Origin of the sequence: Kineococcus indalonis (assembly GCF_009906395.1) — a bacterium.
In the GTDB taxonomy this organism is placed as follows: domain Bacteria; phylum Actinomycetota; class Actinomycetes; order Actinomycetales; family Kineococcaceae; genus Kineococcus; species Kineococcus indalonis.
On the sequence record NZ_JAAALM010000755.1, the window covers coordinates 1 to 1,394 of the forward strand.

The following is a 1,394-nucleotide window of genomic DNA, read 5'->3' on the forward strand; positions in this document are numbered from 1 at the left end:
GTGCCCGTGAGCGCACGCCGCTACGACGAGGACGACGTGCGGGTGCGCCCCAACCGGCGCGGCTCGCGCCCGCGCACCAAGGAGCGCCCCGCGCACGCCGACGCGGTCCCGGCGCTGGTGGTGGAGGTGGACCGCGGCCGCTCGACGTGCCTGGCCGAGCCGGGCACGCCCGCGCAGCGCACGGTCGTGGCGATGCGGGCGCGCGAGCTGGGCCGCACCGGCGTCGTCGTCGGCGACCGGGTGGGCCTGGTGGGCGACGTCTCCGGGCGCCCGGACACCCTGGCGCGCATCGTGCGCATCGAGGAGCGGCGCACGGTGCTGCGCCGCACCGCCGACGACACCGACCCGGTCGAGCGCGTGGTCGTCGCCAACGCCGACCAGCTCGTGGTGGTCACGGCGGTCGCCGACCCCGAGCCGCGCGCGCGGATGGTGGACCGCTGCCTGGTGGCGGCGTACGTGGCGGGGATGCGCCCGCTGCTGTGCCTGACCAAGGGCGACCTGCGCCCCGCGCAGGAGGTGCTCTCCACGTGGGCGCCGCTGGGCCTGGACGCGGTGGTGACCTCCCGCGGGCCGGGCGGGGAGCTGCTGGGCCTGGAGGGCGTGCTGGAGCGGCTGCGCGGGCGCACCAGCGTCCTCGTGGGGCACTCCGGGGTGGGCAAGTCCACGCTGGTCAACGCCCTGGTGCCCGACGCCGGGCGCGCCACCGGGCACGTCAACGCCGTCACCGGCCGCGGCCGGCACACCTCCACCTCGATGGCGGCGCTGCAGCTGCCCGGCGGGGACGGCTGGGTGGTCGACACCCCCGGGGTGCGCTCCTTCGGGCTGGCGCACGTGCAGCCGGAGGCGGTGCTGCACGCCTTCCCGGACCTGCTGCCCGGCGAGGAGGGCTGCCCGCGCGGGTGCACGCACGACGAGCCCGACTGCGCCCTGGACGAGTGGGCGGCCTCCGGACGGGCGGGCACGGCCGGCCCGGCGCGGCTGGCCTCGTTCCGGCGGCTGCTGGCGGCCCGGCGCGGCGGGGAGCGCGACGAGGAGCGCCCGCGCGAGCGCGACCGGGACCACTCCCGCGACCGCGAGGCCCCGGAGGACTAGGCGCGCGCGGTCAGGGGCACACGGTGCTGCGGATGGCCTCGGCCAGCCGGGCGGCCTCGTCCTCGGTCAGCCCGTCGGCGCCGCCGCCGCTGAAGCGCCGCTGCACGTCGGAGACCACGGCGGCCGGGTCCGCGCCCTCGCGCAGGTCCAGGCAGGTGCTGTCGGCGCGCCGGGCCAGGGTGTCGGCGTTCTCGACGAGGCCCGGCTTGATGGAGGCGGCGGCGGTGATGAGCCGGTCGAGCTGCTCGGCGGTGGGCGAGGTGATCGCCGGGCCGGGCTCGGCGGGCAGGCCGGGCGTGGCG

Annotated in this window: 2 protein-coding genes; one reads left to right on the top strand and one right to left on the bottom strand. The window is 79.1% G+C overall.

Features of this window, described 5'->3' with window-relative positions; all coding sequences use genetic code 11:
- On the top strand, positions 1–1,092 hold the full coding sequence (gene rsgA / locus GTR00_RS20845) for a ribosome small subunit-dependent GTPase A (RefSeq protein WP_407659759.1): 1,092 nt from the start codon (positions 1–3) through the stop codon (positions 1,090–1,092).
- Positions 1,093–1,102: 10 nt separating this feature from the next.
- Here the strand turns inward: rsgA and GTR00_RS20850 are convergent.
- Positions 1,103–1,394, bottom strand: a 292-nt coding sequence (locus tag GTR00_RS20850) for a DUF732 domain-containing protein (protein ID WP_166613434.1), incomplete at its 5' end; no start/stop codon positions are given.